This window comes from Leifsonia sp. McL0607, assembly GCF_049993355.1.
Taxonomy (GTDB): domain Bacteria; phylum Actinomycetota; class Actinomycetes; order Actinomycetales; family Microbacteriaceae; genus Leifsonia.
In genome coordinates, this window is record NZ_CP188253.1 from 1,274,222 (window position 1) to 1,298,778 (window position 24,557).

23 protein-coding genes are annotated in these 24,557 nt (G+C 69.7%); 5 read left to right on the forward strand and 18 right to left on the reverse strand.

Features of this window, described 5'->3' with window-relative positions; all coding sequences use genetic code 11:
* Positions 1 to 20: 20 nt before the first annotated feature.
* The 5 genes from ACPPVW_RS06100 to ACPPVW_RS06120 form a co-directional block, all read right to left on the reverse strand.
* Positions 21 to 707, reverse strand: coding sequence for a copper resistance CopC family protein (locus tag ACPPVW_RS06100; RefSeq protein WP_426625627.1), 687 nt, complete (start codon positions 705 to 707; stop codon positions 21 to 23).
* Positions 704 to 1,486 carry a YcnI family protein gene (locus ACPPVW_RS06105; RefSeq protein ID WP_426625628.1) on the reverse strand — a complete coding sequence of 261 codons (783 nt, stop codon included), beginning with the start codon at positions 1,484 to 1,486 and terminating at the stop codon, positions 704 to 706. The genes ACPPVW_RS06100 and ACPPVW_RS06105 overlap by 4 nt, the downstream gene beginning before the upstream one ends.
* A gap of 192 nt (positions 1,487 to 1,678) precedes the next feature.
* On the reverse strand, positions 1,679 to 2,314 hold the full coding sequence (locus ACPPVW_RS06110) for a hypothetical protein (protein WP_426625629.1): 636 nt from the start codon (positions 2,312 to 2,314) through the stop codon (positions 1,679 to 1,681).
* A 151-nt stretch (positions 2,315 to 2,465) separates the two neighbouring features.
* Entirely contained in the window at positions 2,466 to 3,983 is a 1,518-nt protein-coding gene (locus ACPPVW_RS06115) for an APC family permease (RefSeq protein WP_426625630.1), read from the reverse strand.
* Positions 3,984 to 4,118: 135 nt separating this feature from the next.
* Positions 4,119 to 4,703, reverse strand: a complete 585-nt coding sequence (locus ACPPVW_RS06120) for a GNAT family N-acetyltransferase (RefSeq protein WP_426625631.1) — start codon at positions 4,701 to 4,703, stop codon at positions 4,119 to 4,121.
* 293 nt (positions 4,704 to 4,996) lie between these two features.
* Here ACPPVW_RS06120 and ACPPVW_RS06125 point away from each other — a divergent pair, with 293 nt between their 5' ends.
* On the forward strand, positions 4,997 to 5,971 hold the full coding sequence (locus ACPPVW_RS06125) for a glycerophosphodiester phosphodiesterase (protein ID WP_426625632.1): 975 nt from the start codon (positions 4,997 to 4,999) through the stop codon (positions 5,969 to 5,971).
* 90 nt (positions 5,972 to 6,061) lie between these two features.
* Here ACPPVW_RS06125 and ACPPVW_RS06130 read toward each other — a convergent pair whose 3' ends face one another.
* Positions 6,062 to 7,189, reverse strand: a complete 1,128-nt coding sequence (locus tag ACPPVW_RS06130) for a class I SAM-dependent methyltransferase (RefSeq protein ID WP_426625633.1) — start codon at positions 7,187 to 7,189, stop codon at positions 6,062 to 6,064.
* Between the two features lie 30 nt (positions 7,190 to 7,219).
* Here ACPPVW_RS06130 and ACPPVW_RS06135 point away from each other — a divergent pair, with 30 nt between their 5' ends.
* A complete protein-coding gene (locus ACPPVW_RS06135; RefSeq protein WP_426625634.1) occupies positions 7,220 to 7,696 on the forward strand; it encodes a hypothetical protein in 477 nt (158 codons plus the stop codon).
* A gap of 75 nt (positions 7,697 to 7,771) precedes the next feature.
* Here the strand turns inward: ACPPVW_RS06135 and ACPPVW_RS06140 are convergent, their stop codons facing one another.
* The 4 genes from ACPPVW_RS06140 to ACPPVW_RS06155 form a co-directional block, all read right to left on the reverse strand.
* The gene (locus ACPPVW_RS06140; RefSeq protein ID WP_426625635.1) at positions 7,772 to 8,323 is read right to left on the reverse strand and encodes an isochorismatase family protein; all 552 of its coding nucleotides are present in this window, start codon (positions 8,321 to 8,323) and stop codon (positions 7,772 to 7,774) included.
* A 70-nt stretch (positions 8,324 to 8,393) separates the two neighbouring features.
* The gene (locus ACPPVW_RS06145) at positions 8,394 to 8,978 is read right to left on the reverse strand and encodes a hypothetical protein (RefSeq protein ID WP_426625636.1); all 585 of its coding nucleotides are present in this window, start codon (positions 8,976 to 8,978) and stop codon (positions 8,394 to 8,396) included.
* Between the two features lie 153 nt (positions 8,979 to 9,131).
* Entirely contained in the window at positions 9,132 to 11,597 is a 2,466-nt protein-coding gene (locus ACPPVW_RS06150; protein ID WP_426625637.1) for a beta-glucosidase, read from the reverse strand.
* A gap of 14 nt (positions 11,598 to 11,611) precedes the next feature.
* A complete protein-coding gene (locus tag ACPPVW_RS06155; RefSeq protein ID WP_426625638.1) occupies positions 11,612 to 13,009 on the reverse strand; it encodes an MFS transporter in 1,398 nt (465 codons plus the stop codon).
* Between the two features lie 139 nt (positions 13,010 to 13,148).
* Here ACPPVW_RS06155 and ACPPVW_RS06160 point away from each other — a divergent pair, with 139 nt between their 5' ends.
* Positions 13,149 to 14,168 carry a LacI family DNA-binding transcriptional regulator gene (locus ACPPVW_RS06160; RefSeq protein WP_426625639.1) on the forward strand — a complete coding sequence of 340 codons (1,020 nt, stop codon included), beginning with the start codon at positions 13,149 to 13,151 and terminating at the stop codon, positions 14,166 to 14,168.
* A 122-nt stretch (positions 14,169 to 14,290) separates the two neighbouring features.
* On the opposite strand, the gene ACPPVW_RS06165 is transcribed toward ACPPVW_RS06160, so the two are convergent.
* From ACPPVW_RS06165 to tdh, 3 genes are all read right to left on the reverse strand, one after another.
* Positions 14,291 to 15,058, reverse strand: a complete 768-nt coding sequence (locus ACPPVW_RS06165; protein WP_426625640.1) for a DUF4184 family protein — start codon at positions 15,056 to 15,058, stop codon at positions 14,291 to 14,293.
* 226 nt (positions 15,059 to 15,284) lie between these two features.
* Positions 15,285 to 16,472, reverse strand: coding sequence for a glycine C-acetyltransferase (locus ACPPVW_RS06170; protein WP_426625641.1), 1,188 nt, complete (start codon positions 16,470 to 16,472; stop codon positions 15,285 to 15,287).
* Positions 16,472 to 17,515, reverse strand: coding sequence for an L-threonine 3-dehydrogenase (gene tdh / locus ACPPVW_RS06175; RefSeq protein WP_426625642.1), 1,044 nt, complete (start codon positions 17,513 to 17,515; stop codon positions 16,472 to 16,474). The genes ACPPVW_RS06170 and tdh overlap by 1 nt, the downstream gene beginning before the upstream one ends.
* A gap of 279 nt (positions 17,516 to 17,794) precedes the next feature.
* Between tdh and ACPPVW_RS06180 the strand changes: the two genes are divergently transcribed.
* Entirely contained in the window at positions 17,795 to 18,535 is a 741-nt protein-coding gene (locus tag ACPPVW_RS06180; protein WP_426625643.1) for a cysteine hydrolase family protein, read from the forward strand.
* A gap of 114 nt (positions 18,536 to 18,649) precedes the next feature.
* Here the strand turns inward: ACPPVW_RS06180 and ACPPVW_RS06185 are convergent, their stop codons facing one another.
* The 5 genes from ACPPVW_RS06185 to dnaK form a co-directional block, all read right to left on the reverse strand.
* Positions 18,650 to 19,315, reverse strand: a complete 666-nt coding sequence (locus ACPPVW_RS06185; RefSeq protein WP_426625644.1) for a hypothetical protein — start codon at positions 19,313 to 19,315, stop codon at positions 18,650 to 18,652.
* Between the two features lie 59 nt (positions 19,316 to 19,374).
* Complete coding sequence (locus ACPPVW_RS06190) at positions 19,375 to 19,788, reverse strand: heat shock protein transcriptional repressor HspR (RefSeq protein WP_426625645.1); 414 nt, start codon at positions 19,786 to 19,788, stop codon at positions 19,375 to 19,377.
* Positions 19,789 to 19,858: 70 nt separating this feature from the next.
* A complete protein-coding gene (locus ACPPVW_RS06195) occupies positions 19,859 to 20,869 on the reverse strand; it encodes a DnaJ C-terminal domain-containing protein (protein WP_426625646.1) in 1,011 nt (336 codons plus the stop codon).
* A gap of 139 nt (positions 20,870 to 21,008) precedes the next feature.
* On the reverse strand, positions 21,009 to 21,656 hold the full coding sequence (locus tag ACPPVW_RS06200; RefSeq protein ID WP_426625647.1) for a nucleotide exchange factor GrpE: 648 nt from the start codon (positions 21,654 to 21,656) through the stop codon (positions 21,009 to 21,011).
* A gap of 2 nt (positions 21,657 to 21,658) precedes the next feature.
* Positions 21,659 to 23,527, reverse strand: coding sequence for a molecular chaperone DnaK (dnaK, locus tag ACPPVW_RS06205; protein WP_426625648.1), 1,869 nt, complete (start codon positions 23,525 to 23,527; stop codon positions 21,659 to 21,661).
* Positions 23,528 to 23,823: 296 nt separating this feature from the next.
* Between dnaK and ACPPVW_RS06210 the strand changes: the two genes are divergently transcribed.
* On the forward strand, positions 23,824 to 24,549 hold the full coding sequence (locus ACPPVW_RS06210) for a GTP pyrophosphokinase (protein ID WP_426625649.1): 726 nt from the start codon (positions 23,824 to 23,826) through the stop codon (positions 24,547 to 24,549).
* The last annotated feature ends 8 nt before the right edge of the window (positions 24,550 to 24,557 follow it).

A 24,557-nucleotide genomic window follows, 5' to 3' on the forward strand; every position in this document is an offset into this window, starting at 1 on the left:
AGGGATCAGCCTTCGAGGGATCACTGCGGCGCAGGGGGTTTGCGGCGTGCGGTGAGGATGACGATGACCACGCCGACCAGGGCGACGATCACGATCGCGATGCCGATCCCGATGACGAGCGGGAGGCCGCTGTCGGTCGACGAGGGCGCAACGGAGGGCGCCGAGGTCGACACCGTCTCTCCGGGCGTCGGGGCCACCGCTCCGGGCGTCGCGGTCACGGCCCCCGGCGTCGCGTGCACACCGCAGGTCGGCGCCGACGCGCCCGCCGAGGCCGGGGTCGCGCCCGCTGCCGGCCGGTACTCGAACCCGTACGTCCCCGAGACGGTGTGGCCGTCCGCCGAGACGATCTGCCAGTCGACGGTGTACGCGCCGGCCGCGCCGAGCGCCACCGGCGCCGTCACGCTGCGATCGAGGACAGTCGGGCAGCCTGTTTCGAAGTACCGGCCGCCGGAGGTCACCTGGAGGATCGCCGACGAACCGTTTCCCGTCAGGTCGAGCACCCGGTCGTTGAACGTCAGGCTCACCTGCGTCAGCGGATCCGTCTGGACGGCGCCGCTGGCCGGGGAGGTCTCGACCAGATAGTCGTGGGCGCTGGCAGCCGCCGCCGGGACCAGCGCCAGCGCGGCCGCCACGAGCACGGCTCCGACGGCCGCGATGCCGCGACGGCCGCTGCGCCGGACAGGCGTCCTGCTCTCAGGGATCGTCATTTCGTGCCCTCCGTCGGGGTCGCCGGCGCGGTCGCCGGCCGCGGACGACGCGTGCGAGTCACCCGCGTCAGGGCCAGCACGGAGACGACGAGCGCGATGGCGCCGAGCACCAGGCCGCTGATCCCGAGACCGATCGCGGTCGCGGCCGCGGCGGGGGAGGCCGCAGCGGGCGTCGCGGGAGCGACCGCGGTCTGCGCCGCCAGCAGGCCGGGGGTCGCAGCGACGTCGCCGACCGGCGGCGCGTCGATGATGTAGACCGTGGGCGCGGGATGCTCCGGCTCTGCGCCGGACGCCGGCGTCTTCTCGTCCCAGTCGACGACTGTGCCGTCGGAGTAGTACTGGTGCGTAGGCAGGACGATGCTCCCGGTGTCGGGCATCGCGCCGGCCGAGATCACGAACTGCAGAAATTGGCCGGGAGCGATCTGCACGCCATGCTCGGCCGTCCAGATGATCGTGACCGGCGCCTCCGTGACGGTTCCGTCATCGGTCTTGATCGGCTTCGCGAGCTTCTCGGTGACGACCTTCGTCGACCAGCCGGCGAGCGGCTGGTACGAGACCGAGCCGAGCGGTGTGTCGGTGGGGAGGTCGACCTCCAGCTTGACTGTGCCGGCCGTCGCCGACTCGGTGGGAACCGTGAAGGTGAGCGTGGCGTAGCCGCCGACCGCGGCCCGGTCCGGGTCGACGTGGACGTGTGCGCTGGCGGCGAGCGGCGTCGCGAGAGCGAGGGCGATCGCAGCGAGGGAGGCCGTGCCGGCGATGGCGGCGGTACGGGTGCGCATCCGACTGCGCGTTGTAGAGCTGTTCATGGGTTCGTCCGATTCTCGGCCGCGCGGACGCGTGCCGGGTGAGGGGCTGGCGGAGGCCTCCCGGACCCATCGCGCGGCTGCAGGCGCAGCGCGGCGGGACGGTGGGGGGAGGGAGCGTTCCCCGGACGGCGGCGAGCTGCACCGCGACGACGCGTGGCGCCCTGCTCAACCGGCCGGGACGAGCGATGGGGGCGGACCGCGGCGCCGCCTCCCGTCGAGCACGGTGTCGAGCCGGCTGAGGGCGCGCGGCGCGTCGGCGACCGACGTGGTGAGCCGCAGAAGCGGCTCCGCCTGCACCGCCGCCACCCGGTCGACGACCCGGCCGAGGACGAAGAACGCGAACCGCGCGACGGCCACCAGCGTGCGCTCGCCGTGCAGCAGCACGACGATGGTCAGCAGCGCGGCGGCACCGTGCGAGAGCAACATCCACGGGCTCTCGCCGACGATCATCGCCGGCATCGCCATAGCGGAGGCGGAGGCGGAGCCCGCGACCATGGTCAGGTGCATGCCCGCGTGCAGGTGGCCGTCGGCCGGCATCCCACTGAACGTCGCCGAAGGGCTCAGCGTGAACAGCGCGTGGAACAGGAGCTGGCTGACCAGCACCGACAGGGTCAGCCGCCAGACGGCGACCCGCTTGCCCACCAGGGCGATGCTGCCGAGCGACGAGAAGACGAGGCTGAGCGTGAGGGCCAGGGCGCTCGGCGCCTGACCTCCGCCCACCATGTGGAACAACGCGGCGACGAGTGTCGCGACCCCCGCGGCGGCGAAGCCGCGGGCGACCCGTGCCCCGCGCGAACTCATGGCCCCACTCTACGCGGCGTTCTACACGCGGTCGAAGTGGGTGACGCAGCGGTGGACGCGCAGGAGGCCGGAGTTGACGCGACCGCCGAGCACCCGGGTTGAAGGATGCTCGGCGGTCGCGCCAGGTCGGGAAGCGCCGGGTCGGGAAGCGTCAGAGCGCGGCCGGGTCCCTGTCGTCGATGTTCGCCGGCGCCTTCGCGTCGAGCTCTTCGGGGAGCTCGAGCGGTCGGCGCGAGTAGTAGCCCTTCGCCTTGCGATAGAAGAGCACCAGCGGCACGATGCCGACGACGATCAGGCCGACGCCCAGGATGTTGACGATCGGGTCGTTCTGGGAGATGCCCATCACGAAGATCACGCCCATGAAGATCGCTCCCGCCGCCGGCCAGAGGAAGATCAGCAGGAAGTTCTTCACCGATTTGAACAGCACCCGACGGTAGGCGACCACTACCGCGACACCCGCGAGCGTGTAGTAGAAGGCGATCTGCATGCCGATCGACGCGATCGCGTTCGTCATGATCTCGCCCACCGAGCCGAGCAGGTTGGAGCCGACGAACAGGATGATCGAGACGGCGACGACCACCAGGGTCGCGAACGCCGGCGTCCGCCAGCGCGGGTTGATGCGGCCGAACGCCTTCGGGATGGTGTGGTCGCGGCCCATCGCGAACAGCGTGCGGGTCACCTGGATGAGGGTGGTCTCCAGCGTCGCGATGGTCGACAGCGCGACGGCGACGACGAGGATCTTGCCGCCGATGCCCGGCCAGACGGCGTCGCCGAGCACCGAGAGGATGTTCGCGCTGTTGTTCTCGATCGTCTTCGACGGCAGCATGACCAGCGTCGCGATGGTGAAGATCTCGAACAGCAGGAACACGATGACGATGCCGATGATGCCGGCGGAGCCCGCGTTCTTGTGGCCGTCCTTCGTCTCCTCGTTCAGGTTCGACGACACATCCCAGCCCCAGTAGTAGAAGGCGGCGATGAGAGCGGCCGAGACGAAGACGCCCTGACCGGTCAAGTGGCTGAAGCCCAGCCAGTCCCACGAGAACGACGGCCCGGCGTGGCTGCTGGTGGTGACGCGCACAATCATCAGCACAGCGAAGAGGACGAGGATGCCGACCTCGATGAGCGACATGATCCACTGCGCCCGTGCGGTCACGTGCACGCCGAACAGCACGCATGCCGCCATCACGAGGAACCAGATCGCTCCGACCCCGGTGATGAGCCAGGCGTTGTCGGCCTGGTCCGGAGCGAACAGCGTCACGGTCATCGCTCCGGCCGGGAGGGCTCCCGCGACCATGAAAATGGTCGCCGAGATCACCAGCGCCCAGCCCGACAGGAAGCCGAGGATGGGATGGAGCGCCCGCGCGACCCACGAGTACGTGGCTCCCGCGTTCACGTCGGCGCGACCGAGATAGAGGAACGCCCACGCGATGCCGACCATCGGGATGCCGCACCAGAGCAGTGCGGCTGGTGCGCCGAGTGCGGCGGCGCCGACGAGCGTGGCGGTCGTGGCCGCGATCGAGTAGGCGGGAGCACTGCCCGCCACGGCCATCACGATCGAGCCGGCGGCGCTCACCCCGTTCGCCTGCAGCTCGTGCTTGTGTTCGCCCCCACGAGGGTCGGCTCCGTTGCCGAGTGGAACGGAAACCGGCCGGGAATCTTCCTGCGTCATTGCTCTCCCTGGCTAGGGTCGCGTGTGCGACAGGGGGACGTTAGCAAGTCCGCAGCCCGAGGACAAGCCTTTTGCTACGAAATCCGTTGTCGCTGGGGAGAAATGTGACGGAAATCGAAAGGATTCTGTGTAGCCTCAGAGATTCTCGACACTTTTCGTCTCACTCAACGGCGCCTCGGACGCTGCGCGGAACGGTTGAGCCGGTTGAGCCGACTGGGCCGGCTGGTGCTCGCTCGCGGCGATCACGAACGTGGCGTACTGGGAGGTCACGCCCGCCGGGCGGAAGCCCAGCCGCAGCGCCAGGCGCGCCGACGAGGTGTTCGAGCGGTCGACCACCGCCGTCACCAGACAGGCGCCGAGCTCTCCGAACGCGAGGTCGAGGAGGGCGCTGGCCGCCTCCGTGGCATAGCCGTGACCTCCCGCGGTCGTCAGCTGCAGCCAGCCGATCTCGGCCACCCGGGTCTCAGGCGCCACCGTGCGCAGGTGCAGCGAGACGTCGCCGATGACGTGGCCCTGGTGCTCGACCGCGAGCACGAGCAGGTCGCCTGGCCGCGCCAGCACGGTGTGGGAGGTGCGGGCGACCAGGTGCTCCTTCACCTGCCGAGCGGTGCGCAGCGGCCAGTCGAGGCCGCACCGCACCTCCTCGTCGTCTTCGATGCGGCGCCAGTCGGCTTCGTCGGAGAGCCGATAGGGCCGCAGGAGCAGGCGCGCCGTCCGCATCTCGCGCGCCTCGACCGGCCTCCCGATGGCCGGCGCGCTCCACAGAAATCGGAGCGACCACAATCCCGAGAGAGGACTGCGGTGGCGCGGCAGCAGATGAGGGCGGCGCGGGAGAAGGGCCACAGCGTCCTCCTCTCCTGCCTGGACGCTACTCCACGGCGCTATGACGGGGCTAGAACCTCCGCCCGCACCGTGAGAAGGACGGAAGTCATCCATAGGAGACGCACAGGGCCGACCGTCGACCCCCGACGGGGTGACTTCAGATCCGGCAGCCGATGTGCCTAGGGTGTCGCATGGGCGACCAGCGGCAGACGGGAGGCGAGCCGGGCGAGGACGCAGAACGCCACGGCGTCTCTCGTCGCACCGTGCTCGCCGTCTCCATCGGTGCAGGCATCGCGCTGCTCGTCGGCGGAACAGCCAGTGTCGCTCCCCTGCTGGCCGGCCGCGACGGCCTCCTGGCCCCCGCGCGCACGCCGACCCCGACGCTGACGCCGACCCCAACACCAACACCTACACCAACACCGACCCCGACCCGCCCCGCGCTGTTCACGGTCGCCCATCGTGGAGGCTCGAGGGACTGGCCAGAGATGTCGATGCTCGGCTACGCCAACTCCGTGAAGCTCGGCGCGCCGGCGCTGGAGATCTCCCTGGCCCGCACGAGCGACGGAGTCTGGTTCGGACTGCACGACCAGACCCTCGACCGCACCTCCGCGACGACGGGCTTCGTCGCCGCCGATCATACCTGGCAGGAGGTGTCGCAGTACCGGATCACCGCGGCGCAGACGACCGACCCCGCGCAACCGGCGCAGCCGTACCTCCGCTTCGAGGAGCTCGTCGACGCGTTCGCAGCCACGCGCGTCATCTACGTCGACCCCAAGGTCGTGCCCGCGCAGCATCACGCAGAGCTCTTCGCGATGATGTCGCGAGCGCCTGCGCCGATGCGGGCCTTCGTCGCCAAGGGACACGGCACCGCTATCGAGTGGGCGCTGGAGGCCACAGGCCGCGGATACCGGACGTGGGGCTACTACTACGCCGCCGACCTGGCGTCCGACCCGCACCTCCTCGGGACGACGCAGTCGCACTGGACGACGCTCGGGCTCGACTACACGGCTGCGCCGGCGGTCTGGGAGCAGGTGAAGGCGTACGGCAAGCCGGTGCTCGCGCACGTGGTTCCCGACGCCGCGGCGGCCGAGTCGGCGCGGCAGCGCGGCGCCGACGGCATCGTCGCCTCGGGCGTGCGCGAAGTGCTCGCGCAAGCGCAGGGCTGACGGCGGGCGCTGGCGCACACCCGCCGCCGAGGGGCACGCAAATGCCCCTATTTCGCGGTTTTAGGGGCGTTAGGGTGCCCTTCGGCGGAGTCAGCCGCGGCGGGAGGCGGTGACGGTGAACTTCGGATTGCGCGTGATCTGGCGCGTCGGGCCGACCGTGCGTTCCAGCGCCGAACGGTAGCCGAGGTGCGAGTTCCAGACCGTCCACAGCTCCCCGCCCGGCGCGAGCACGCGGACGGCGTCGGCGAACATCCGGTGGGCGATGCCGGTGTGCACCGCGCCGCCGATGTGGAAAGGCGGGTTGAGCACGATGAGGTCGGCCGACGCGTCGGGCTGGGAGGACAGGCCGTCGTCGCGGACGACCTCCACCCGGTCGGCCACGCCGTTGGCCGTGGCGGTGGCCCGCGCCGACGCCACGGCCGCCGCCGACTGGTCGGTCGCGATCACACGAGCGCCGGGCCGGCGGATGGCGAGCGCGGAGGCCAGCACACCCGTTCCGCAGCCGAGGTCGATCGCGGTCGCGGCCTCCGGGATCGCCGCGTCGAGCACCGACAACAGGAGGCGCGTCCCGATATCGACGGTCGCGCCCGCGAACGCCGCACCGTACGCGCAGACGACCAACCCCGTCTCGGCGTCGAGGGCGCGCTCCGGCCAGCGGTCGAGCGCCGTGGCAGCGGCCGAGTGCGGCTCGCGCACGGTGAGAACGCGGGCCTTCTGCCGGGCGAGCGAGGCCTCCAGGTCGCTGAAGACCTCGCCGAAGACGGCGTTCATGGCCGGCGTCATGTGCTTGAGCATGCCGCCGGCGTACACGACGACCTCGGGGTGCGCGTGCTCGGCGACGAGCGCGGCGATCTCGGCGAGCGCCTCCAGGCTGCGCGGCAACCGCAGAAGCACGACGCGCGCACCCGCCACGAGGGAGGCGTCGAGCGGGTGGTGCTCGTACGCGCCGTCGAGACGGAGTGCCGCGGCGTTCGCGTCGAGCGCCCGCTCGCCGGTGAGCGGGTCCTGGTGCACCCGGACGCCGCGGGCGCCCCGGGCTGCCGCGGCCAGCGTGAGCGCACCATAGGCGTCGCCGATGACGACGAGACCGCGTTGCAGCACATCGTCGCCAGCGGTGTCGGCGAGGAGGCGGTCGGCGGCGTCCGACGCGAACAGGTTCGGCGCCTCGATGTCGGGCCGCCGGCGCAGTTGCTCGTAGGGGAACACCTCGACAGTCAATCAGACCCAGCCTTGTGGTAGTTCTGGCCCATGACCGACGCCGACCCGCACATCCTCGCCCTCGGCCTCGCCCCGACACCGTTCACGGCGGCCGAGATCCGCGCGGGCTGCCCGGTCGGCCGGGTCTCGATCGTCCGGACGCCCGACGGCCTCGGCTCCATCCGCTTCGCTTCGGACGACGAGGAGGGCGCCTGGATCGAGGACACCCCGCTCGACGAGAACGGGGAGGCCGCCGGACCGGTCGAGCGCGAGCGGTCGACGTGGCTGGAGCTGCAGGAGCACGCAGCGTTCCCCGCGCAGAGCGCGACGATCGACAGCGCCGAGCTGACCGGCCCGCTCGGGACGCTGCCGTGCCTCCGCTACGCGGTGCGGCGCGGAGAGGCGGTGCTCGTGTTCTGGTTCGCGACCGACCTTCCCGGGATGCCGATCCGCGTCGAGCGCACCGAGGGCGGGACGACGCGGGTCACGCTCGAGGTCGTCTCCGTGTCGGGACTGCCCGGGCGCTGAACGTCAGCGGCCCGCTCGTCGTCAGCTGCCCACGTGTCGTCAGCCGCCCACGTGTCGTCAGCTGCCCATGCGTCGTCAGCGGAAGGCGACGTCCGTTGTGCCCACGACCTCCGCGGTGCGCCCCGGTGCCCGGTGGTTGCCCCAGTACAGGTTCGTGTGGGCGATGACGAGGTCGGGCGTCGGCGCACCCCACTCGCTGAGATCCTCCGTGGTGTGCGCGTCGCCGACCAGGGTCACGTCGTAGCCGCGGACCACGCCGCCGTGGATGGTCGAGCGGATGCACTCGTCGGTCTGCGAGCCGGTGACCACGAGATGCCCGACGCCGGCGGCGGCCAGGACCTCTTCGAGCGACGTCTCCTCGAAGGCGTCGGCGTAGTGCTTGGGCACGAGCGCTTCGCTCTCGTCGCGAGACAGCTCGGGCACATATTCCCACGCCTCGCTGCCGTATTCGACATTCTCGTCGGAGTGCTGGATCCAGACCACGGGCACCCCCTCGGCCCGAGCCCGTTCGACCAGCCCGCGGATGTTCTCCACGACCTCGTCCCGACGGTACGCGCCGCCGATCACGCCGTTCTGGACGTCGATCACGAGCAGCGCGGACCCCTCGCGGTTGTGCAGTGTTGTCATACAGCCTCCCTTTCGCAAGCGACGGTACTCGTCTCCCGTCGCCCGCGGGAGCACGCAGCGCAGTCGAGGGCTACATCCGGATACTCAAGGCGGACCGCATCGACGCCTCCAACTGGCGCACCCGTTTGCGCATCACGGCAGCACCCTGCTCCTTGGCCTTGAGTATCTCGTCACTGGCTCGGAGCACTTTAGCCGGTCCGAGCAAATCGAAGGCGACAAACTTCTCGATGATGTTCTCCGTCAATTCGTGGTTCCGGGCCAGCTCCCCGGCTAGGCCCCGACGGTTCTCTTCGACCTCCTGACCAAACTGCTCGTTCTTCGCCCTGAGCCGCTCTATCGCAGCGACATCGCTCGGCTCGATTGCATCCAGCTCGGCCTGGATGGAGGCCTGACGCTCTTGTGCTTCTTTGAGCCATGCCTCATGCTCCTCGGTCGACCGAATCGAATCGACCAGGCCGTTCGCAACAGGAAGGACATCCAGATACGCGCTGTACCGACGCTCACGCACCCACCTCGCGTGTTCCCGTTTACCCTGAATCCAGGCGCCTACTAACCCGGCGATCGCCGCTATGAGAGCACCTCCGAAGATCGTGAGGAGTACGAGAACCGTTGGGTCTAACGCGGCCGCACCGCTGTCCGATGTAGAGATCTCCAATTCACACCCCCGACCGAATCAACTATTGAGTGAGAATAATTCACACCAACTGTGTGGGGACACGTTATTCAGCGTCGGACGTCGGCGCCGGTAATGTCACCGGAAATTGCGCGCCCTCGATCGGACCATTCACGGCCATCAGGCGAGTGCGGCTCACACGGTGAAGCGGATCGGCTCCCCCAGCGCCTCGACCGACGTGCCCACCTGCACGGCATACTCGCCGGGCTCGGTGCGCCACGCATGGTCACCCACCGACCAGTACTGCAGCGAGCGCGGCTCCAGCTCCACTGTCGCGACGGTGGCCTCCCCCGCTTCTGCGCGGATCAGCGCGTAGCCGGCCAGCCAGAGCACCGGGCGCTCGATCGGCGACTCCGAGACGCGCGACAGGTACACCTGCACGACCTGCTTGCCCGCGCGCGCTCCGACATTGGTGACCGGCACGCTCACACTGAGGCCGTCGAGGGTCGCCTCGCCGAGCTCCCACTCGGTATAGCCCAGGCCGTACCCGAACGGGATCGCCGGGGCCGGGCCGCCGAGGGAGGCACGGCGCAGCCACTCGCGGTAGCCGACGTCGAGCTTCTCCTCGTAGAACAGCGCGCCGTCGATCGGCTCGACCTGCCAGACCGGCACGTGCTCCTCGTCCGCCGCCCAGGTGGTCGGCATGCGGCCTCCCGGCTCGCGCGCGCCGCAGAGCACGTCGGCGAGCGCGCCGCCGGTCTCCTGACCCGGGAACCAGGTGAGCAGCACGGCGGGGGCGTCCTCCAGCCACGGGAGGATGACCGGGCCGCCCGAGTTGACGACGACGACGGTGCGCGGGTTCGCCGCCAGCACGCGGCGCACCAGTTCGTCCTGCCCCGCGGGCAGGCGCAGACCGGCGCGGTCGAAGCCCTCGGACTCGAGGGTCTCGGTGGTGCCGACGACGACCACGGCGATATCGGAGGCTGCGGCCACCTCGACAGCGCGCTCCAGCTCCGCCTCGGGGTCGGCGAACGGCTCCTCGTAGCCGAAGGTGAACATGACCGCGGCCAGACCCGCCTGCTGCTGCGGCCGGTGCTCCAGGCACAGCGACACACTCTCGCCGGCCTTCAGCAGCACGGGGAACGACTGCTTCGGCGGGTTCAGGAACGCCATGAACGGGTCGGTGCCCTCGGGGAAGAACAGGCCGTCGCTCTTCAGCTCGCCGTCCACCTCGAACCGGAACAGCCCGAGACCCGCGAACCCGACGGCGTACTCGCCGTCCTCCGGTGCTGTGAACGACGCAACGGCCTCCACCACGGCGGTGTCGCCCAGGATCGGGTCGCCCAGCCAGACGAGCTTGCCGGAGGTGCGGTGTTCGTCGAGCAGAACCTCGCCCGCTTCGCTCAGGAACCGCACGTGCAGCCCGGGCTCGCCGGTCACCGGGTCGGTGGCGACGCGGCCGTCGATCGGGAGGACCGACTCGGACGACTTGACGCCCGCCGCGTACCGGACGCGGTCGGCGCCGAACGTCTCCACCAGCCCGTCGAACGGCGTGACGACGTGGTCGGGGAACACCGTCGCCGAGCCGCCGCCCTGGGTTCGGGCGATCCGGGCATGCTCGCCGACGATCGCGACGGTCGGGTTCGCGGCGGCATCGACCGGCAGCACGCCGTCGTTGCGCACCAGCACCATCCCGTCGGCCGCGGCCTCCCGCAGCAGAGCGTCGATGCGGTCCTGCGGCCACGGCCGCGCGAGCGGCGCGGCCGCCTCCACACCCTCGAGCGCTCCGAGGCGGCCGGCGAGACGCAGGATGCGGCGCACCTTCTCGTCGATGTCGGCTTCGTCGACCTGTCCCGAGCGCACCGCCTCCACCAGCGCGGCTCCCCAGACGCCTTCCGGGCCGGGCATCGCGAGATCTTGCGCCGCACGGCCGGCGGCAACGGTGTCGCGCACGCCCATCCAATCGGAGACGACGACGCCGTCGAAGCCCCACTCCTCCTTCAGCGGGGAACGCAGCAGGTCGTTCTCGGTCATCGTCACGCCGTTGACGGAGTTGTACGACGACATCACCAGCCAGGCGCCGCCCTCGACGACCATCCGCTCGAACGGGGCGAGGTAGACCTCGCGCAGGGTCCGCTCGTCCACGTGCACGTCGACGGTCATGCGGTCGGTCTCGCTGTCGTTCGCCACGTAGTGCTTGGGCGTGGCTCCGACGCCGCACGACTGCACGCCCTTCACGAAGGCGGTGCCGACGACACCCGAGAGCCACGGGTCCTCGCTGTAGGCCTCGAAGTGGCGGCCGCCGCGCGGCGAGCGCTGGATGTTGACGGTCGGCCCGAGTGCGACGCCGACGCCCTTGCGGCGCGCCTCCGCCGCGATGAGCTGGCCGAGCCGGTGCACCCGCTCCACATCCCACGACGCAGCGAGGGAGGTGGGCGACGGCAGGCTCGCGGAGGAGTCGCGTTCGTCCCACAGCTGCCCGCGGATTCCGGCGGGACCGTCGGAGACCACGATGGTCTCGAGGCCGATCTGCGGCTCGTCGTGCAGCGTCCAGAAGGAGGCTCCGGTGAGGAGGCGCACCTTCTGTTCGAGGGAGAGCGAGCCGAGCAGGCCGTCGAGGAACTCGTCGGCGACGTCGGTGGCGGTGGTGATGTCGGTCATGGGGGTGGTTCTCCTTAGCGGACGGACTTGATCGGGAGGACGGCGACCGCACCGAGGAGGGCGATCACGATGCCGATCGGGAACAGTGGGGTGTAGACCTGGCCGAACGCCACGACGATCGCGCCGGCGATTCCGGGGGCCAGCGTCTGCGGGAGGGTCGCCGCGATGTTGAGCACGCCGAGGTCCTTGGCGAAGTCGTCCTTCGACGGCAGGACCTCGCTCATGAGGGCGGTGTCGACCGACTGGTAGGCGCCGAAACCGAGGCCGGACACGAACGCGAAGATCATCATGCCGGTCACGGTCGGCATCACCAGCGGAAACACCAGGGAGGCGGCGAGGATGCCACCGGCGATGATCACGACGATCTTGCGGCGTCCGAGCTTGTCGGAGAGCGGGCCGCCGATGAGCGTCGAGATGAGTGTTCCGCCGAGGCTCAGGATGCCGAGCACGGGAACCATCGCGACGGCGCCGCCTTTGAGGCCGATGTAGTCCTGCAGGATGTACAGCTGGTAGCCCGTCACCATGAAGTAGCCGGCGAAGAGCAGGAGGCGACCGGTGAAGCCCCAGAAGAAGTCGGGGTGCTTGACCGGGCTGACCCAGAACGTCTTGAGGAAGGCGACGAGGTTGAACGGCGGCTTCGGCTCGCCCCTGTTCGACTTGTCGGGGTTCAGCACGACGAAGAGCACGATGACGAGGAGCGCGAGGCCCGCGAACACGAGGTATCCGGTCGGGATCGAGCTGGCGAAGGCCGCGCCCGCGATCTGGCCGCCGAGGGCGCCGAGCATCAGGCCGAGGCCGCTCAGCGCGGCGAAGGTGCCACGGACGGCACTGGGGACCCGGTCCGGGAGGATCGCGCTCAGCGGACCCTGGGCGAAGTTGTATGCGATCTGGACGATGACCCAGGCGATGGCGATCTGGACGATGGTGTTCGCCGCCGCCATGCCGAGGAGGGCGAGACCGCCGATGAGCACGCCCGCGACCATCCACGGCGCGCGGCGGCCGAAGCGGCTGCGGGTGCGGTCGGACACCATGCCGGCGATCGGCTGCGCGACCATCGCGGCGAACGCCCCGATGGTGGCGACGATGGCGAGCGTGCCCGCCTTCGCGCCGTCGCCCACGATCCCCTCCACCTGCAGTGGGAGCAGGATGCCGGGCACCGCGCCCCAGATGCTGAAGATCGCGAGGTTCGCGACCGACATCGACAGCATCAGCTTGAGCAGCTTGCCGCGCACCCTGACCTTCTGCGGGCTCTGCGCCGACACCGCGGAGGTCGGGGCGGCCGAGAACGCCGAGTCGGCGGTGGTCAGGGTCGAGCCGAGCGCCACGCTGTCGGGCGCGCCGGACAGGTTCGGCGGGAGGGTGGGCTGGACGGGGCGGGGACTTTCGGGGAAGTCATCAGACGGCGTTGTCACGGGGATGTCCTTTCGAGCAGGCGACGTTGCGTGCTAACACGCGTAACCATACGGCAGGGGGTTTCCGGATACAAGTAATCGCTCGGTTTTGCTGACGCGCGTAAGCAGAGCGGTTTCCGAGACCTAGACTGGGCACACCATGTTCACGCCGCAGGTCGTCAAAGCCCCGACGAGCGCCGACGTCGCCCTCGCCGCCGGCGTCTCCCGCGCGACCGTCTCGTTCGTGCTCAACGACAAGCCGAACTCGCGCGTCTCCGGCGACACCCGGCACCGCGTGCTCGAGGCGGCACGCCTGCTCGGCTACACCCCCAACACCGCAGCCCGGTCGCTTGCGAGCGGGGAGGCCGTGGCCGGCCTGCTGCTCGCGGCCTCCGCCTCCGACCACGGCGCGACGGTCGAGCGCGCCTTCGACGCCCTGCTCGGCCGCACGGTCGACGACGGCACCGACGCGCTGCGGCACGCCGACACGGCGGCGACAGGCGCGGAGGCCGGCCAGCTCTGGGCGAAGCTGCGGCCGGAGGCCGTGCTCGCCGAGGCCGAGCGGTGCGACGAGGCGGCCACCGAGGTGCTACGCCTTGCAGGCGTGCGCGCCCTCATCGTGCACGGGAGCCGCGCGGTCGACTACGCGCCGTCGCTGGTCATCCCCCAGCGTCCGTTCGGCCGGGTGGCGATCGAGCACCTCGCGGCGCTCGGCCACCGGCACGTCGTCTACTTGACACCCGTCCGGCCGGGGCCCGCCGCCTCCGAGCGGCTCGCCGGGGCTCAGGAGGCCGCCGACCGCCTGAGCGTGCGCCTCAACGTAACGCACGCAGCGGCCTCCGCGGGCACCCTGCGCGACTGGGCGCACGGCCTCCGTTACGACCCCGCCGCGCCGACCGCAGTGGCCGCCGCGAACGACGGTCTCGCCATGGCGGCCATCCGAGCGCTCGCGGACGCGGGCCTGCGCGTGCCGGCAAACCTGGCCGTCGTCGGCGCGGACGACCATCCGGCGGGCGCCGACTTCGTCCCTCGCCTCACCACGGTCACGTTCGACGCCGAGGCGCTCGCCGCGGACCTGCTCGAGGCGTACTCGCGGATGCGCTCCGGCGAGCGCGTCGAGCGGCTGCAGGCGCCCCCGGTGCGCCTGGTCGCGCGGGAGTCGACCGCGCCGACCCACTGAGACGCGCTATGCGCGGCGCAGCGAGTTGGCAGGACACGACGCGTCCGCGACCGCGCTGGCGGCGTGTTCTGCCAACTCGCGGCGGCGGGGCGTGGGGCTGGGAACGCAATTGCTCCTGTTGTTCACCCGCGCGCCGGCTGCCGCGACATCAGCCAGCCCGCAACCGTGACGACCGCCGCCACGCAGAGCAGCAGCGCGCACCGCCCGACGAGGATCACCGCCCCCACGACGACATCCGTCGCGGGCTCGCGCGCGAGCACCCCTGCCACGATGCCGACCACGGCCGCGACGCCGAGGATCAGTGCCGCTCCCACCCAGAAGATCGCCCTCAACCGCCGAGGCGCACTGACAGGCGGGTCGCTCATCGGCGCGCGACGGAATGAGACCACCACAGCGACGACGAGCACCACGAGGCCCAGGATGGTCGAACTGTGCTGCGCGAGCGAATAGACGCGGACTCCGGCGATCTCGCCCTGAAGAAACGGCAGCCTGTCGACCATCCATCCGCCCTCATGGGTGAACGAGTCCCAGACGACGTGCGACACGATCCCCACGAGAGCGGCCGCCACGAGCCACACCCAGGCCGCGAGGGACCGCACCGGAAGCGCCGGGCGGAACCAGTCGGCCGGCATCCTGCGCTGCACGACCATGGGCGCGAGCAGTGCAAGGGAGGGCCGGCCGATCCCCCACCACCCGATCGTCAGCGCCACGGCCAGCGGCAGGTCGACGAGCACGAGTCCGAGCGGCGAATGGGTCACATCGTAGAACTCTTCGGGCGGGATGAAGATGACGAAGTCGGGGACCATGGCACCCAGCACGACGGCCGCGAACGGGAACCGCGTGCGGGTGAGCACCAGAGCGAATGCGGCGTGCGAGACGGTGAACGGCATGGCATCCCGTATATCACATTGGCGCGGCTCCTCTACCCGCCATGGAGCCGCCACGTTCGCGCCGAACGCCGCGTCACCCGCGCTGCGAGCCCACATTCACGCCGAATGCGGCGTCAGCCGCGGTGAGAGGCAACATTCGCGCCGAACGCCACGTCACCCGCTGCGAGCCCACATTCACGCCGAATGCGGCGTCACCCGCGGTGAGAGGCAACATTCGCGCGGAATGTCAGACGGTGACGGCCTCCCGCGCTGCCGTGAAAGCGGCGACGCACCGGCGGATCTCGTCGTCGGTGTGCGCCGCCGACAGCTGCACCCGGATGCGCGCCTTGCCGCGCGGCACCACCGGGAACGAGAACGCGGTGACGTACACGCCGAGCTTCTGCATCTCGTCGGCGATCCGGGCGGTGAGCGCGGCGTCGCCGAACATCACGGGCACGATCGGGTGCTCGCCGGGCAGGAGGTCGAACCCGGCCTCCGTCATCAGCTCGCGGAACAGAGCGGCGTTGGCCACGAGCCGGGCGCGCAGCTCGTCCGACTGCTCCAGCAGGTCGAGCGCCGCCAGCGTTCCCGCGACGATCGAGGGAGCCAGCGTGTTCGAGAACAGGTACGGCCGTGCTCGCTGGCGCAGGAGGTCGACGATCTCCTGCCACGACGAGACGTAGCCTCCCGACGCCCCGCCCAGCGCCTTTCCGAACGTGCCGGTGTAGATGTCGACGCGGTCGGCGACCCCGCAGAACTCCGGCGTGCCGCGGCCGTGCTCGCCGACGAAACCGACGGCGTGCGAGTCGTCGACGAACACCAGGGCGCCGAACTCGTCGGCGAGGTCGCAGATCTCGCGCAGCGGGGCGATGTAGCCGTCCATCGAGAACACGCCGTCGGTGACGATCACCGTGAACCGGGCACCGGCCTCCTTCGCCGCGGTCAGCTGCGCGCGGAGGTCCTCCATGTCGCGGTTCCTGTAGCGGAACCGCTGCGCCTTCGACAGACGGATGCCGTCGATGATCGAGGCGTGGTTGAGCTCGTCGGAGACGATCGCGTCCTCCGCCGAGAACAGGGTCTCGAACACGCCGCCGTTCGCGTCGAAGCACGACGAGAACAGGATCGTCGCCTCCGTGCCGAGGAACGCGGACACCCGGCGCTCCAGCTCGAGATGCTGCTCCTGCGTGCCGCAGATGAACCGCACGCTCGCCATCCCGTAGCCCCAGTCGTCGAGCGCGGCCCTCGCCGCGTCGCGCAGCGCAGGGTGGTCGGCGAGGCCGAGGTAGTTGTTGGCGCAGAAGTTCAGCACTTCGGAGCCGTCTGCGGTGATCAGGGCGGCCTGCGGGCCGTGGATGCTGCGCTCGTGCTTGGTGAGCCCGGCCTCCTCGATCTCGGTCAGCTGCGCCGCCAGGTGCTCGCGAAACGTTCCATACATCAGAGCTCCGTCCAGTCGAGGATGACCTTGCCGCCGCCGGCCGCGGCCGCCGCCGCGAACCCCTTCTCCCACTCGCGCGCGGGAAAGCGGTCGGACACGATCGAGGCGATGGAGTCGTGCAGTGGCTTGGAGGTCTGCAGCATCGCGCCCATCGCGTTCCAGGTCTCGAACATCTCGCGCCCGTAGATGCCCTTGAGCGTGAGCATGTGGGTGACGACGATGCCCCAGTCGATCGCGATGGTCTGCGACGGCAGGCCGAGCATCGCGATGCGGCCGCCGTGGTTCATGTTCTCGATCATCGAGGGCAGCGCCGTCGGCGCCCCGCTCATCTCGAAGCCGACGTCGAAGCCCTCGCGCATCCCGAGCGCCCGCTGGGCCTCCCGGATGTTGTGCTGCGAGACGTCGACGGTGAAGTCGGCGCCCATGCCCTTCGCCAGTTGCAGCCGCTGGGCGCTGACGTCGGTGCCCACGATGAAGCGGGCCCCCACGTGCCGAGCGACAGCGATCGCCATCAGCCCGATCGGGCCGCAGCCGGTGACGAGCACGTCCTCCCCGACCACGGGGAACGCCAGCGCCGTGTGCACGGCGTTGCCGAGCGGGTCGAACAGCGCGCCGACCTCCGGCTCGATGCTGGTGTGATGCACCCACACGTTCGTCGCGGGAAGCACCAGGAACTCGGCGAAAGCACCGTCGCGCTGCACGCCTACGCCCTTGGTGCGGATGCACATCTGACGGCGGCCGGCGCGACAGTTGCGGCAGGTGCCGCAGACGATGTGGCCCTCGCCGGAGACCTTGTCGCCGACCTCGACGTCGTGCACCAGATCGCCGACCTCCACGACCTCGCCGTAGAACTCGTGCCCGGGAACCAGCGGGGCTGCGACCGCGGAGGCCGCCCAATCGTCCCAGCGCAGGATGTGCAGGTCGGTGCCGCAGATGCCGGTGCGGAGCACCCGGATCTTGACGTCCTCCGGGCCGATCTGCGGCTCGGGGACGTCGACCAGGGCCAGCCCTGGGCCGGCCTCGCTCTTGTACAGGGCTCTCATGTTCGCCATCCTCGTGGGGTCGTGCGGTGTGCGTCGTCGCGAGGCCCCCATTGCCTTGTGGGCGGGAGGCGCGCACCAGCCTACCCGCCTGTCCGCGCTCCATCGCATGCCATCTGGTCGGAGCCGGGACATGTCGTCGCGGAGCTCAGGCGGAGCCGCGAAGTTCACGACACGCGTCAGGATCACGACACTCCCCCCTGGCGCGAAAAGCATCGCGAGCACCTGGTTGAACGCGCCGGTGGTCGCCTACTGAGCTGCCACCAGCGCTAGAGTGCGGTCATGAAGCGCGCTCTCATCGTGATCGACGTGCAGAACGAGTACGTCACCGGCAGTCTGAAGATCTGTCACCCCGACCTGATGACGTCGATCCCGAACATCGAGGTCGCGATGGACGCGGCAGCGGACAACGGCGTGAAGCTCGTGCTCGTGCAGCACCTCGAGGACGAGGGTTCCCCGGTGTTCGCGCGCGGCTCCGAGGGCGCCACCCTCCACTCGTCGGTCGCCGACCGTACGCCCGACCTGCTGGTCACCAAGCAGGGCGTCTCGGCGTTCGCGGGCACCGAGCTGGAGCAGTGGCTGCGCGCGGAGGGCGTCGACACGATCGCCATCGCCGGCTACATGACCCAGCACTGCTGCGCGGGCACGGCACGCGACGCGGCGGCGCTCGGCTTCACGGTGGAGTTCCTCTCCGACGCGACGGGCACGCTCGATCTCGTCAACGAGGCGGGCTCGATCTCGGCTGACGCCCTCCACATCAGCGTGCTCGTCACGATGGACTCGAAGTTCGCGGCGGTCGCGACGACCGAGGAGTGGACGCTCGCAGTGGAGGCGGGCGACGCCCTCCCCGTGTCGAACCTGTGGGACAGCACGCGACACGCACACGTCCCGGGAAAGCATGAGGAGCTCCACAAGCTGATGCGCGACGTGCGCGCTGGCATCGACCGCGACATCGCCGCGGGTGAGGCGAGCCAGTTCGCGAACACCCTCTACGTCGGGCAGGGAGCGTCGAGCTCGCTCTGAGGCGCGCTCCCTCGACCGCGCAACCCTCGCACGCTGATTACCGTGGGGTGAAGATCGGGCGAAGTCCCCCTGCGCCGCGCGCGTCGCAGCATTTCACACTCCAAGATTCTGGTATTACAGACGCGTCTCAACGTGGCCGTGTGAGCCGCGGATACGAGGAGCGAGAGGCTGGACGTGTTCGCATTCGGAGCCGAACGGGATCGCGCCGTGTCGACGGCACGTGCGCAGCGGACCGCCACCATCGTCGGCGTCCATGGCGGCCCGGACGCCGCCCTCGCGAAAGCAGAGAAGCTGACGGCACAGGGCGAGTACCACAAGCTCCGCGGCGCCTATATCTCGGGCTCCTACGTCGCCGCCATGGTCAACTACGAGCTCGGCAGGCGGAGTGCCTTCAACTCCGCGCTGCTGGTCGGGCGTCCCCCGTACCTCTTCCAGGGGTTCTACGCGGCACTGCTCCACATCCACGCCATCGACCAGGGCCACGGAGGCTCCGCCTCTCTGCGCGCCGCGCTCCTCCAAGAGTCGACGCGGTTGCAGCCCAGACCAGGGCCTTTCTTCGGGATGGGCATCGGCTTCGCCACGACCGTCTCCGTCGGACAGCACTCCCCGATCCTCTTCGACCAGCACATCGCCGCCTCGGTGCGGCGACGCCGCGAGCTCGGCTACCTGGTCGGCGCGGCGCAGCAGGGCCTCTACGGTCTGCAAAACCACTTCGGCCCGAATACGGTGCAGGAGTTTCGGCGTGTCGTCAGCCGGGTGCTCGCCGTCTTCGATCTCCATCGGGGGAAGATCACGACGGCCGGCCCCTCGCTTATTCGACCGTCGCGCAGCGTCGGCCCTCACCGCTCCAACGGCCTCCACACCACGACCTGGTTGCTGCGGCGCACGCGGGTGCCCGCCCGCATCGAGATCACTTCGCCCTCCGAACCGGCCGCGAAGACGCGGCGGCCGGGGCGGTTGAGCAGCTCGTCGGCGAGGGCCGACTCGAGCTCGCGCACGCGGTCGCTCAGAGCGCGCACGTGGTCTTCGAGCTCCAGGATGCGGCGGATGCCCTCCAAGCTCACGCCCTCGGAACCGAGGCGCGCGATCTCCTGCAGCTTCTGGACGTCGCGCACGGAGTAGCGCCGCGACTTGCCGGCCGTCCGGCCCGGGCTCACGAGCCCGAGCCGGTCGTACTGGCGCAGCGTCTGCGGGTGCATCCCGGCCAGCTCGGCCGCGATCGAGATGACGAAGACCTGAGTGTTCTCGTCCATGGCTAGCCTCGTGCCTTGGCCAGGAGGCCCTCGTCGAGGAACTCCGTGTTCTCGGATGCGAGGGCCACGGTCAGCTCCGAGCCTTTGCGAGAATGTCCTCTCGCGGGTTCTCGTCGGGGAGCTTCTCGGCGAACGCCTCCAGGGCCTCCTTGGCCTCACCCGACAGGTGCGACGGCACCGCCACCTGCACGACGGCCAGAAGGTCGCCCGCGCCCTTCGCGGCCTGGACGCCCCGCCCCTTCACGCGCAGCACGCGGCCGCTCGGGGTGCCGGGCGCGACGCGCAGCTTGACGGGGTCGCCGGCCAGCGTCGGCACCTCGATGGTCGCTCCGAGCGCCGCCTCGGCGAACGTGATCGGCACGGTGACCCGCAGGTTGAGGCCGTCCCGCTCGAACACGGGGTGCTTGCGCACCGACACGGTGAGGACGATGTCGCCGGCCTCGCCGCCGTCCGGGCTGGGCTGGCCCTTGCCGCGCAGCTTGATCTTCTGCCCGTCGGCCACGCCTGCAGGGATCTTCACCTTGAACGGCTTGCCGTCGGCCGCCTGGAGGCTGATGGTCTCGCCCTTGGTCGCGGTGACGAAGTCGATGGTGGTGTGGGCGGTCACGTCGTTGCCGCGGGTCGGGCCGCCGTAGCCGCGGAAGCCTCCGCTCGCCCCGCCGAACCGTCCGTTGCCGAACAGGCCGCCGAACACGTCGTCGAAGCCGCCCTGGCCGCCCTGCTGGAATCCCCCGCCTCCTGGGAAGTACTGGCCGCGCGGCGCGCCCTGGGCGCCGAACATCCCGCCGAAGACGTCGTCGAATCCGCCCTGGCCGCCCGAGCCCGGGGCCGTGAACCGCGCGCCAGAGCCCATCGCGCGGATCTGGTCGTACTCCTTGCGCTGCTCGGGATCGCCCAGCACCGAGTTGGCCTCGCTGATCTCTTTGAACTTGGCCTCGGCTGCCGCGTCGCCCGGGTTGGAGTCCGGGTGGTACTTGCGGGCGAGCTTGCGATATGTCTTCTTGAGCTCGGCCTCGCTGACGTCTTTGGAGACGCCTAGGACCTTGTAGAAGTCCTTGTCGAACCAGTCCTGGCTTGCCACGGCGCCTCCTCTCCTGCCTGCACTGTCGCTGCTGGTGCCCTCGCGGGCACTGGTGTCTGTGTCGAAGTCTGCATCGTGTGTCGAGGCAGGAGCGGCGGGACACGCGTCCCGCCGCTCCTGGCGCTCAGTCGCCGGCCGTTCAGGCCGGGGTGGAGACGACCACCTTCGCCACCCGCACCACGGTGGAGCCCAGCCGGTAGCCGGTCTCCACCACCTCGGCGACGGTGTCGGCCGTCACCTCGGGAGTGGGCTGCTGGAAGATCGCCTCGTGGATCTGCGGGTCGAAGGGCTCGCCCTTCTCGCCGTACGGGGTGAGACCGAGCCGCTCGACCGCGGAGCGCAGCTTGGTCGCGATGGCGGCGAACGCGCTGCCCTCCGTCAGGTCGCCGTGCTTCTCGGCACGCTCCAGATCGTCGAGCACCGGGATGAGGCCCTTGACGGCGTCGCCGATCGCGCGCTCCCGCTCGATCTCCCGGTTGGCCTCGGTGCGCTTGCGGTAGTTCGCGTACTCCGCGGTCACCCGCTGGAGGTCGGCGAGCCGCTCCGCCGCGAGCTGGTCGGCCGTGGTCTGGCCCGACAGGATGTCGAGGTCGTCATCCGAGAGGATGCTCGCCTCGTCTTCGTCGGCCGGGCCCACGTCGACCAGCTCTTCGTGCGCGAGGTCGTGCTCTTCGCCCTTCGGCTCCCGAACCTTGCCGGTCTCGGGGTCGATCTTCCGCTTGTCACGGATGATCGGCTCCTCGCGTTCAGGCTCGTCCGAGCCTCCGTCGCGGTTCTGGTCGCTCATGGTTACTTCTTCTCCTCGTCCTCGACGACCTCGGCGTCGATGACGTCCTCATCTTCGGAGGAGGAGCCCTCGCCCTGAGCGCCCGCCTCACCGGCGTCGCCGGCCGGGGCCTCGGACGCCTGCGCGGCCGAGTAGATCGCCTGGCCCAGCTTCCCCTGGCTCTCGTTGAGCTTGTCGTACGCGGTCTTCACGGCCTCGTCGTCATCGCCGGCGAGAGCGGTCTTCAGTGCGTCGACGTCACCCTGGACCTCGTTCTTGACATCTTCGGGGAGCTTGTCCTCGTTGTCCTTGATCAGCTTCTCGATCGAGTAGACGAGCTGCTCGGCCTGGTTGCGGGTCTCGGCGGATTCGCGGCGCTTCTTGTCCTCCGCCGCGTGCTCCTCGGCCTCGCGCACCATGCGCTCGATGTCGTCCTTCGGCAGGCTGGAGCCGCCGGTGATCGTCATCGACTGCTCCTTGCCGGTGCCCTTGTCCTTGGCGGACACGTGCACGATGCCGTTGGCGTCGATGTCGAAGGTGACCTCGATCTGCGGGATGCCGCGGGGGGCCGGGGCGATGCCGGTCAGCTCGAAGGTGCCGAGCGGCTTGTTGTCGCGGGTGAACTCGCGCTCGCCCTGGAAGACCTGGATCGCGACGGACGGCTGGTTGTCGTCGGCCGTGGTGAAGGTCTCGCTGCGCTTGGTGGGGATGGCCGTGTTGCGCTCGATGAGCTTGGTCATGATCCCGCCCTTGGTCTCGATGCCCAGGGACAGTGGGGTGACGTCGATCAGGAGGACGTCCTTGCGCTCGCCCTTGAGGACACCGGCCTGCAGGGCCGCGCCGACGGCGACGACCTCGTCCGGGTTCACACCCTTGTTGGGCTCCTTGCCGCCGGTCTCCTGCTTGACGAGCTCGCTCACGGCGGGCATGCGGGTGGAGCCGCCGACGAGCACGACGTGCGCGATGTCGCTGACCTTGATGCCGGCCTCGCGGATGACGTCCGCGAACGGCTTCTTGGTGCGGTCGAGGAGGTCGCTGGTCATCTGCTCGAACTGGGCGCGGGTGAGCGTCTCGTCGAGGTTGGCCGGGCCGTTCTCGGTGAGCGACAGGTAAGGCAGCTGGATGCTCGTACTCATCGAGGAGCTGAGCTCTTTCTTGGCCTGCTCAGCGGCCTCCTTCAGGCGCTGGAGGGCGATCTTGTCCTTGGAGACGTCGACGCCGGTGGAGTCCTTGAAGCGCTTGATGAGCCACTCGACGACGCGCTGGTCCCAGTCGTCGCCGCCGAGGCGGTTGTCGCCGGCGGTCGCGCGCACCTGGATGGTGGAGAAGTCGTCGTCCTTGCCCACCTCGAGGAGCGAGACGTCGAAGGTGCCGCCACCGAGGTCGAAGACGAGGATGAGCTCGTCCTCTTTGCCCTTGTCGAGGCCGTAGGCGAGCGCTGCGGCAGTGGGCTCGTTGATGATGCGCAGAACGTTGAGGCCCGCGATCTCACCGGCCTCCTTGGTGGCCTGGCGCTCGGCGTCATTGAAGTACGCCGGAACGGTGACGACAGCGTCGGTGACGGTGTCGCCGAGGTACTGCTCGGCGTCGCGCTTCAGCTTCTGGAGGATGCGGGCCGAGATCTCCTGGGCGGTGTACTTCTTGCCGTCGATCTCCTGGCTCCAGTCGGTGCCCATGTGGCGCTTGACCGACGAGATGGTGCGGTCGACGTTGGTGACCGCCTGGCGCTTCGCGGTCTCGCCGACGAGCACCTCGCCGTCTTTGGTGAACGCGACGACGGACGGGGTGGTGCGGAAGCCCTCTGCGTTGGCGATGACCGTGGGCTCGCCGCCCTCAAGCACCGACACGACGGAGTTGGTGGTTCCGAGGTCGATTCCTACTGCACGTGACATGTGTGCTTTCTCTCCTTCATTGCTGGCCTCTGGCCGGTGTGAGTCTGGGGTCAAGAGTTGAGCCTTAACGGCTCAAGCTTGTCATCCCGGTGGGGAGACTGTCAAGCCGCCGACCTCAAAACTTGAGTACACTCGACTCAACTTTGCCCCGAACAAAGAAATTCCCCAAGCCGTCGAGGGGCACGTAACTGCCCTATCGCGGGCGTTTTAGGGGCGTTAGCGTGCCCCTCGGCAGTCGGTCATCAGCGCAGCGAATTCACACCGTCCGCACAACCGGTCTCGCTAGCGTCGATGGCATGGATCCGGACCCCGCCCCGCTTCTCTCCACTCACGCAATCGAGGCGCTGCAGAGCATCGATCCCGCGACGCTGAGCGAAGTCCAGGCATTCCGGGAGGACTTCGTGCGGTTCATCATGCCGTACAAGTTCGGCATCGACGAGATCTCGACCAAGGTGTCCATCCTCCGCGAGGAGTTCGCCGAACTGCACGAGTACAACCCGATCGAGCACATCTCCAGCCGCCTCAAGTCGGCCGAGAGCATCGAGCAGAAGGTGATGCGCAAGAACTGCGACGCTTCGTTCGACGCGATCCGGGAGGCCATCACCGACATCGCCGGTGTGCGGATCGTCTGCTCGTTCGTCTCCGACGTGTACCGCGTGTTCGAGCTCCTGACCGCACAGGAGGACGTGCGGGTGCTGCGGGTGAAGGACTACATCGCGCACCCCAAGCCCAACGGCTACAAGAGCCTCCACGTCATCATCGAGGTGCCTGTGTTCCTCAGCGGCGGTCCGATCCCCGTGCCGGTCGAGATCCAGCTGCGCACGGTCGCGATGGACTTCTGGGCGAGCCTCGAGCACAAGATCTACTACAAGTACGACGGGGAGATTCCCGGGGCCCTGGTGCGCGACCTCACCGCCGCGGCGAGCACTGCGGGCCAGCTCGACCTCACGATGGAGGACATCCACCGCCAGGTGCGCGGGGACGACGGCGGCGTGCACTATGCGTTGCCGGTCTTCGTGTAGAGGCCTGA

Excerpts from the sequence above, each read along its gene's own strand:
- ACPPVW_RS06100 (WP_426625627.1), bottom strand. The coding sequence starts at position 707 with ATGACGATCCCTGAGAGCAGGACGCCTGTCCGGCGCAGCGGCCGTCGC.
- ACPPVW_RS06105 (WP_426625628.1), bottom strand. The coding sequence starts at position 1,486 with ATGCGCACCCGTACCGCCGCCATCGCCGGCACGGCCTCCCTCGCTGCG.
- ACPPVW_RS06110 (WP_426625629.1), bottom strand. The coding sequence starts at position 2,314 with ATGAGTTCGCGCGGGGCACGGGTCGCCCGCGGCTTCGCCGCCGCGGGG.
- ACPPVW_RS06115 (WP_426625630.1), bottom strand. The coding sequence starts at position 3,983 with ATGACGCAGGAAGATTCCCGGCCGGTTTCCGTTCCACTCGGCAACGGA.
- ACPPVW_RS06120 (WP_426625631.1), bottom strand. The coding sequence starts at position 4,703 with ATGCGGACGGCGCGCCTGCTCCTGCGGCCCTATCGGCTCTCCGACGAA.
- ACPPVW_RS06125 (WP_426625632.1), top strand. The coding sequence starts at position 4,997 with ATGGGCGACCAGCGGCAGACGGGAGGCGAGCCGGGCGAGGACGCAGAA.
- ACPPVW_RS06135 (WP_426625634.1), top strand. The coding sequence starts at position 7,220 with ATGACCGACGCCGACCCGCACATCCTCGCCCTCGGCCTCGCCCCGACA.
- ACPPVW_RS06140 (WP_426625635.1), bottom strand. The coding sequence starts at position 8,323 with ATGACAACACTGCACAACCGCGAGGGGTCCGCGCTGCTCGTGATCGAC.
- ACPPVW_RS06150 (WP_426625637.1), bottom strand. The coding sequence starts at position 11,597 with ATGACCGACATCACCACCGCCACCGACGTCGCCGACGAGTTCCTCGAC.
- ACPPVW_RS06160 (WP_426625639.1), top strand. The coding sequence starts at position 13,149 with ATGTTCACGCCGCAGGTCGTCAAAGCCCCGACGAGCGCCGACGTCGCC.
- ACPPVW_RS06165 (WP_426625640.1), bottom strand. The coding sequence starts at position 15,058 with ATGCCGTTCACCGTCTCGCACGCCGCATTCGCTCTGGTGCTCACCCGC.
- ACPPVW_RS06170 (WP_426625641.1), bottom strand. The coding sequence starts at position 16,472 with ATGTATGGAACGTTTCGCGAGCACCTGGCGGCGCAGCTGACCGAGATC.
- tdh (WP_426625642.1), bottom strand. The coding sequence starts at position 17,515 with ATGAGAGCCCTGTACAAGAGCGAGGCCGGCCCAGGGCTGGCCCTGGTC.
- ACPPVW_RS06180 (WP_426625643.1), top strand. The coding sequence starts at position 17,795 with ATGAAGCGCGCTCTCATCGTGATCGACGTGCAGAACGAGTACGTCACC.
- ACPPVW_RS06185 (WP_426625644.1), bottom strand. The coding sequence starts at position 19,315 with ATGGAGATCGAAGACGGCGAGCACCCGGCTGACGACACGCCGAAACTC.
- ACPPVW_RS06190 (WP_426625645.1), bottom strand. The coding sequence starts at position 19,788 with ATGGACGAGAACACTCAGGTCTTCGTCATCTCGATCGCGGCCGAGCTG.
- ACPPVW_RS06200 (WP_426625647.1), bottom strand. The coding sequence starts at position 21,656 with ATGAGCGACCAGAACCGCGACGGAGGCTCGGACGAGCCTGAACGCGAG.
- dnaK (WP_426625648.1), bottom strand. The coding sequence starts at position 23,527 with ATGTCACGTGCAGTAGGAATCGACCTCGGAACCACCAACTCCGTCGTG.
- ACPPVW_RS06210 (WP_426625649.1), top strand. The coding sequence starts at position 23,824 with ATGGATCCGGACCCCGCCCCGCTTCTCTCCACTCACGCAATCGAGGCG.